Source organism: Mycoplasmopsis adleri (assembly GCF_045276205.1).
Classification (GTDB): domain Bacteria; phylum Bacillota_I; class Bacilli_A; order Mycoplasmatales; family Metamycoplasmataceae; genus Mycoplasmopsis; species Mycoplasmopsis adleri.
On record NZ_CP174162.1, the window covers coordinates 1122565 to 1130687 of the forward strand.

Genomic DNA, 8123 nt, shown 5'->3' on the forward strand with positions numbered 1-8123 from the left:
AAAAACATGCAAATAGTATATTCCTGAATAAACGGGACGATAACAACACACTGTTAACGAAATCTGAATATAATTCGTAAAATTTATGGATTTTTGTTTGTTTTCTTCTTCAAATTTATGTTTCAATTGAAAAAAATCGGAATGAAATCACACTTATTTTCTAAATTTAATCAGTTATAAAATGGTTTTTTACTGCTAAATTTTATGATTAATTGTGGTGTTATTTTTGGCTTTTGTTATAACGACGTCATGCGCTACAATTTTGACTTATTGCTCTATTTAACAAAGGAAAAAGAAAAACTAGCTTGTTACTTTAAGCTAGTCTCTTATATTATTTTTTAGAATCTCCTGAGTTTCCAAGTTGGAGCTCTTTTTTTATTACTTTTTTCAGTGTTATTTATATATAAATAAAAAAGTTATTTTTTTACATAATTACATTGTAATTTGTGGTATAATAAAGATATGAAAAAAGACAAATGACTATTAATTTCAAGAAAAAATAAGAACTCTACTTACTTATCTTTAGCACTTTCAGGAGGATTTGGCAAAGGTTATAAGAAATCTATCGGTATCGGTACAGTTGAAAAATGAGAAAAATATTGTTCTGATCCAGTAGAAAAAAATAAAAAACTATCTCAAAACTACAATACTGATTGAGATAGAAATATGATAATTAGACAATTAGAGTTAGATATAAGCAAGGTTAAAATTGAAACAAAACAGTTCAATTATGGATATGATTTGTTATACAGTTTCTTAGAAAAATTAAATCCTTTTAAAGATGCTAAAGTATCAAAATCCAAGTATTTAAATGATTTATTAAAATATATGATTTCAAATAGAATTGTAAATCCGGGTAGCATGCTTTCATCCTTTAAAAATAAAGACAAATTCAATATAAATTTAGAAGTTGAAAAGACGACATTTTATAATACTTTAGACTATTTAGCTGAAAATAAAAATAACATTTTAAAGAGTGTTAACGATACATTGATCAAAGATAAAAATAGAAAAATAGATATTATTTGATACGACTCTTCAACGGTATATTTTGAAAGTTTTGTAAGAGAAGGATTGAGATATCCAGGTTATTCTAAAGATGGAAAATTCAAAGAAGATCAAATTGTTTTAGGTTTAGCAACAGATGAAAACGGCATTCCAATTCACTATAAATTATTCAAAGGGAACACTGCTGATGCATCAACATTTATTAATTTTATTTTGAATATAAAATCACAATATGAATTAAACAAAGTAACACTCATTGCTGATAGAGGAATGAGTACAAATAGAAACATAAGATTCTTAGAAGATAACGATATTGATTACATTTTATCTTATAGATTAAAAGCGGCTTCAAATGACCGAAAGACCTTTGCAATAGATGAATCCGGCTATTTTGGAGACAATAATTTTGAATATAAAGAAACTACTTTTTATTCGTTTTGAAAGAATAGAAGAGCAAACGGACACAAGAGAAGATTGGTAGTAACATATAGTAAAAAAAGAGCATTAAAAGATAAAAATGATAGACAAATTTTAATCGATAATTTTATTAAAAGACAAGATAAAGACGGACTAGTTCATGTTCAAGTAATGTTCGGTCAAAAGAAGTTTAAATTCTTCGAAAAAGTTGGTGGTAAAGGTTATTACAAACTTAACTATGACAAAATTATCGAAGATGAAAAGTTTGACGGATATTATGCTTATGAAACCTCTAGATTTGATTTATCACCTGAAGAAATTGTGAATTTATATTCAAAACAATGACAAATAGAATCAAACTTTAGAGCTTTAAAAAGTGCTTTAGCTGTAAGACCTATTTATGTATGAAGTGAAAAGCATATTGAAGGTCATTTCGTACTTTGCTTCTTATCTCTTGTTTTATTAAATTTTGTTATTTATTATTTAAACAAAGGTTTGAAAGAACTCGGTGTTGTAGATGAAAAAATCACAATCAAAAAATTACAAGATGTAATAAAAGAAACAATCAAAACATGCAAGATTATTGACGGAAAAATTGAAAGTGAAGAATATATTATTAACGACAACAATAATCAAGCAATTCAAGATTATCAAACATATTTAAGAATTTTAAATGAATTAAAATTTTAAATTATTAAAAACAGCTCATCAAACAGATGAGTTGTTAAAAATTACATTGTAAAAGTTGGAAACTCGGGAAAAACTAGCTTGTTACTTTAAGCTAGTCTCTTATATTATTTTTTAGAATCTGAATCATCTTTTGGTTTGTCTTCTACGACAACTTCAACAGCATTATCTGATGAATTAATTTCTGAACTATCATCTTTTAATAATTGATCTAAATCAAGGATTGAATTATGAACTTCTGCGTTTTTAGGCTTTTCAGGTGGAAGTTTCATATTCTTAGCAATATATTCAATTTCTTCAGCAACAATTGTTTCTTTTTCAAGTAAAGCAGTTTTAATTAATTCATGAAGTTCTCTATTTTCTTGAATTAACTTAGTTGCTTGTTGTTCAGCTTCCATAATGATCTTTCTAATTTCATTATCGATTTCGTGAGCAACTTGTGCTGAAACTTGAGATGATTTTAAGTAGTCTCTACCTAAGAATGGCGAGCCTTCATCTTGTTCATATTGAACTGGACCTAATGCTGACATACCTCATTGAGTAACCATTTTTCTAGCTAATTGAGTTGCTTTTTGGAAGTCATCTGCAGCACCTGTTGAAACATTGTCTTTACCGTAAATAATTTCTTCGGCAGCTCTACCACCCATGTAGCTTGTGATAATAGCAATTAATTCTTTTCTAGTTAAGTTGTATTTTTCTTCTTCAGGAGTCATAAGGTTATATCCACCGGCTTGACCACGAGGAATAATTGTAATCTTTTGAACTTTGTTTGCACCAGGCATCTTAATACCAACAACTGCGTGTCCAGCTTCATGGTATGCTACCATGGTTAATTCAGCTTTAGTTATAACTCTGTTCTTTTTAGCAGGACCAGCCATAACTCTATCAATAGCTTCATCAATATCTTCTCTTTTGATAATATCTGAATTTCTTCTAACAGCAAGTAAACTTGCTTCATTAATAACATTTTCTAATTGAGCACCTGAATATCCAGGAGTTCTTTTTGCTACTTGAGCTAAACTAACATCTGGAGATAATCTTTTACCTTTAGCATGTAATTCTAAGATTTCTTGACGTTCTTTAACATCTGGTAATCCAACTGTAATAGTTCTATCGAAACGACCAGGACGTGTTAAAGCTGGGTCAAGTACGTCTGTACGGTTTGTTGCGGCGAAGAATAATAAACCATTATTTTCTTTCATACCGTCCATTTCAACAAGTAATTGGTTTAAGGTTTGTTCACGTTCGTCGTGACCACCACCAATACCTGAACCACGTGTACGTCCAATAGCATCAAGTTCATCTATAAAGATAATAGATGGAGCATTTTTACGAGCTTCTTCAACTACTGTTCTAACTCTTTTTGCACCAAGACCTACATACATTTCAACGAAGTTTGAGGCTGAAATAAAGTAGAATGGAACGTTAGCTTCACCAGCTGTAGCTTTAGCTAATAATGTTTTACCAGTACCTGGAGGACCTCCTAATAAGATACCATGAGGCATTCTAGCACCGGCAATTTCATATTTTTTAGGATTTTTAAGATAATCGACAATTTCTTCGATTTCTTCGATAGCTTCTTTGTTTCCGGCTATATCTTTAAAGGTTTTATCACTTTTAATTTTTTGTGCTGGGTTCTTTTCATCTCCAATAGCGCCTATCATGTTCATGCTTTTCTTCATCATGCCACGGTATAATCATCACATTAAAAGCGCTAAAATTAAAGTAGGTAAAATAGCGAAGAACAATTTACTTAAAAGTGAGGTTTGTTCTTTTTGAAGGTTCGCAACATGGTAGTTGTTTGAAACTAATTCAGGTGTAATACCTGTTGTTTTACCTCCAGCACTGAATGCAAATAATGCACCTCATTCAAATTTTTGGTTAGCTAATTCAAAACCGATAGTTTTTCAGGTTGTATCGTAAATTGACTTAGTAAGATCTCGAATATCTGAAGGAGATAAATTAGCAATTCTAGAATATGTCTTATTACCATCAACAAAGGTATACGTTACAATACCATATCAAGTATCAACCGTTAAGTTTTTAATATAGATACCATCGTTAGGGTTTTGTTGTGCTTTTCGAAAATCAGAAACTAATATTTGTGTGTCGTAGATTGTTGGAGCTGGTTTAAATCTATTAAACAAGAAAATTGATAATAAAGTTAATAAAAGTAAACCGATAATTACTCATACCACAATCTTAACACCTTTAGATTTTTTGTTTTCTTCCATACAACTCCTTTCTGTTTATGTTTATAAATTAAAAAAATATATAAATATTATATTTAATTATTAATTTTAAATAAAGAATTAATTGCCGTATAAATATGGCGATTTTTAACTTTTTGACTCTTTTTTTAAAAACTTAGAACATGTTAGTTGAATTTTTCCATGCTCTTTTGAAATATAAACATTGTCTTTAAGAATATATTTGCCTGGTTTTTTAGTGCCGACAATAAAATAGACGATTGACTGAATTTTGCCGCCTGAAAGTTTTATATCATCATAAAAAGCATGAATTAGTCTATAAACAACTTCTTTTTTGTGTTCGACTTTATTACTAAAATAGGTTTGACTAAATCAGGTTCTAAATCATTTTCTAAATTCTATTTCTGCAACATCTTCAATGTTGCTAAGTCTGTTATTAATGCGTGTTATTAATTTATACATACTTTCTTTTTGTTTTAAAGTTAAGCCGTTTAGTTTTTGTCTAACTTTATTGCGAGTATAAATAGGTTGATCATTTGTTTCATCAATAGCATATTTAATGCCATGCTTATCTAAATATTTAATGATTTGGGATTTATAAACTTTATGAACTAATGGTCTTATAACTTGCATTCCATAAATATAGTTTTTGGATTTTATTCCATAATAAAGCACATTTCTCTTTGAATCATGTTGCATAAAAGCACTTTCTAAAAAGTCATCTTTGTGATGCGCTAAAACTAAGGCTTCGCAATCTAAGATAGTGTATATATTTTTAAAAAAGTCCATTCTAATATCTCTTGCTCATTTTTCAAAATTGCCTGTTTTATACTCATTTTTGTCGATTTCTAAAATAGAAAAAGGAATATTATACTTCTTACAATATTCAATAACTATAGATGTATCATAGCTTGAATTTTCTCTTACATTATAATTAACACAAGCCACATAAATGTCATTAGGATATTTGTCCTTATACATATTTAAAAGGTACATTGAATCTGGACCACCACTAACGCCTAATAAATACATTTTATTTTTTCTTTCTTTTTGCATTGAAATCATTGATTACTGTATTGATATCATTGTATACAAATGATAAAGCGGCGTCAGCTACATCTTCTAGCACAGGTTCTAATAAATGAAATTCATCAGGTGTGAATTTTGATAAAACAAAATCTCTTAAAGGTTCTTTATTATCATTACCAATACCTATTCTTAAGCGTTTGAAATCGTTTGATTTAAAATGGTTCATAATGCTTTGAATACCGTTATGTCCTGCGCTTGATCCACCGATTTTAATTGCTGCTTGTCCTACTTTAAAATCTTTATCGTCATAAATAACTAAAATATCAGAAGGATCTATTTTATAAAAGTTTGCTAATGGATAAATAAAATCTCCTGAAAGATTCATATATGTTAAAGGTTTAGCTAAAATAAAACCATCACAAATTGCAAAAACACCATTGAACTTTTCTTTATTTAATTCAACTTTAGTTTTTTCACATATTTTATCTATAGCTAAAAATCCTGAGTTATGTCTTGTGAATTTATATGTTTCGCCAGGATTGCCTAATCCAACAATCATTTTCATATCTTAATCCTCCTTTAAAAAGTCTTTTAAATTGGTATAAACTTCTGCGTTATTTCTATTATCTAAAATTTTGTTGTAATATAAAACACTTGAACCAATTAATAATAATTCATCTTTGGCTCTAGATACTGCTGTATATAAAAGTTTCTTCGTAAGCATATGTTCCGCTTGTCTTGGTATTACTCCAAAAATAACACATTTTGATTCTGAACCTTGGAACTTATGAACGGTTATAGCATAAGCTAATTTTAGATTTTCAAGAATTTCACTTCTATTATATTTTACTTTTTTATCTCCAAAATCCACTTCAAGTGAGCCATCTTCTGGAAAAACTTCACTAATATAGCCTATTTCACCATTAAAGACATCTTTTTCATAATCATTCACTAATTGAATAACTTTGTCGCCTTTATAAAATAAAAGCTTTTCATTTTTTGCGGTAATAGTTAATGGATCTTTAAGTTCATTGTACTGAACATTTCATTTTTGCAATATAGAGTTTACAGCATTAATACCGTTTTGTCCCGCATATGAAGGCAGTAATAATACAACTTCATCTATTGAGTATTCATTAACTTTATCTTGGTAAAGTGATATAACATTTCTTAGAAACTCACTAGGATTGAACTCCATGAAATTTACCGATTGAGACTGTAAAACAGGCTTTTTGTTATTATTTATGGCTATAAAATGTTCGAAGATATCTCTTTTATCTGTTCTATAAACTTCATTTAAATGCACAACTGGAAACTTCTTAGAATTAATTAAATCTTCAAGTATATTACCAGGTCCTATACATTGCAATTGGTTCTCATCTCCAACCAAAATAAGCTTTTCTAATTTTGGACATAACTCTAAAACTAAATAAAAGATATTTATATTAACCATTGAAAACTCATCGATGATTACTACTTTAGCATTATTTGAATATTCATATGATTCAACAGCTTCATCGTCTTTTGAAAGTTTTAAATAGCTATGAATTGTTCTAGCTTCAATTGGACATTTTCTTGTTAAAATAGTTGCCGCTCTACCTGTAGGTGTTAATAATGCAATTTCATCTTGTTTATAATGTTTGCTTTTTAAAAGTGTATCTATGATTTTTGAAATAATATAACTTTTTCCTGTTCCTGGATAACCTGAAATTATTGAGAAATTATAATCGAAGGCGTTTTTATATGCTTGAACTTGAGATGCTGAAAAACTTCCACCTACTTTAAGATCATATGATTTTAAATCTTTTCTTGCTGCAAGCTCTTTAACTTTATATGCTATAAATCTTTCTTTATCTCTCATTGAGGTTAAACCAATTCGAGAATTTTCTTCATTGTAATATAACTCACCTTTATTAATCATCTCTTGTATAACTGATATTATTTGATTACGTGATATTCTACTGTTGTTATAAGCTGCAAAATCCTTAGAAATTTCATTTATTATGTCTTCAAGATAAAATAATGTGTTATTGTTCATCGCTAATTCATTTAATGCATGATATATGAATGCTCTGAGTTTTTGTTCTATTGGCATATTAGGAAGTAATAACTTCACAAAGTTTTCAACTTCTTCAAATTTAAAATTGTAGTCTATGTATAATGAGTAAGGATCTTCTTGAGTTTTGAAAAGCTCAACAAAGTTTTCATTCCCAAATTTTTGAACTAGTTTTGAATGAAATAAAGTTAAACCGTTATTAACAAAAAAGCTTAAATTATCAGTAGAATAGATTTTGCAAAAATCTACAAGGTTTTGATAAACTGAATCTTTAATAATTCCACGAACTTGATCAGGTTGCTCTAGAATTGTTTCTCAAATATCTTTACCTTTTATTTCTTCAATTTTTTCAATTGTTGCAGCACCTAATCCTGAAACATTCGCTAAAAGTATATTTCTAACTTCTTTATCGTTGTCGGGCTTACTAATTGATAAAGACTTAAGAACATAAGTATCTCTATTTTCTTGCGGACTAATTTCAATATCATAATAAGTATCTAATTCTACTTTAGTGTTTTTCATATATACACTGTAATTTTTATTATCAACTGAAACGAAAGAACAAAAGGCAAATACTCAACCTTTTGATTCTCCTCCTGCAAAGACTTTTCTAAATCTTCCTTTTAATTCTAATGTATCGTTATTCATATTGATTAATTATAAAATAATTAATATATTTTTCTTAAAAAGATATTTATTTTATGAATTATTAACAA

General features: G+C 28.4%; 5 protein-coding genes. 1 reads left to right on the forward strand and 4 read right to left on the reverse strand.

Annotated features, from left to right (window positions below; all coding sequences use genetic code 4):
- The first annotated feature begins 462 nt into the window (after window positions 1-462).
- Complete coding sequence (locus ACJA22_RS04745; RefSeq protein ID WP_406617102.1) at window positions 463-2115, forward strand: IS1634 family transposase; 1653 nt, start codon at window positions 463-465, stop codon at window positions 2113-2115.
- Between the two features lie 104 nt (window positions 2116-2219).
- Here the strand turns inward: ACJA22_RS04745 and ftsH are convergent, their stop codons facing one another.
- The 4 genes from ftsH to ACJA22_RS04765 all read right to left on the reverse strand — a co-directional run bounded on the left by ftsH (window position 2220) and on the right by ACJA22_RS04765 (window position 8055).
- The gene (ftsH, locus tag ACJA22_RS04750) at window positions 2220-4346 is read right to left on the reverse strand and encodes an ATP-dependent zinc metalloprotease FtsH (protein WP_406617103.1); all 2127 of its coding nucleotides are present in this window, start codon (window positions 4344-4346) and stop codon (window positions 2220-2222) included.
- 105 nt (window positions 4347-4451) lie between these two features.
- Window positions 4452-5378, reverse strand: coding sequence for a tRNA lysidine(34) synthetase TilS (gene tilS, locus ACJA22_RS04755; RefSeq protein WP_406617104.1), 927 nt, complete (start codon window positions 5376-5378; stop codon window positions 4452-4454).
- Complete coding sequence (gene pth / locus ACJA22_RS04760; RefSeq protein WP_406617105.1) at window positions 5356-5916, reverse strand: aminoacyl-tRNA hydrolase; 561 nt, start codon at window positions 5914-5916, stop codon at window positions 5356-5358. The genes tilS and pth overlap by 23 nt, the downstream gene beginning before the upstream one ends.
- A 3-nt stretch (window positions 5917-5919) precedes the next feature.
- Entirely contained in the window at window positions 5920-8055 is a 2136-nt protein-coding gene (locus ACJA22_RS04765; RefSeq protein ID WP_406617106.1) for an ATP-dependent RecD-like DNA helicase, read from the reverse strand.
- Between the last annotated feature and the right edge of the window lie 68 nt (window positions 8056-8123).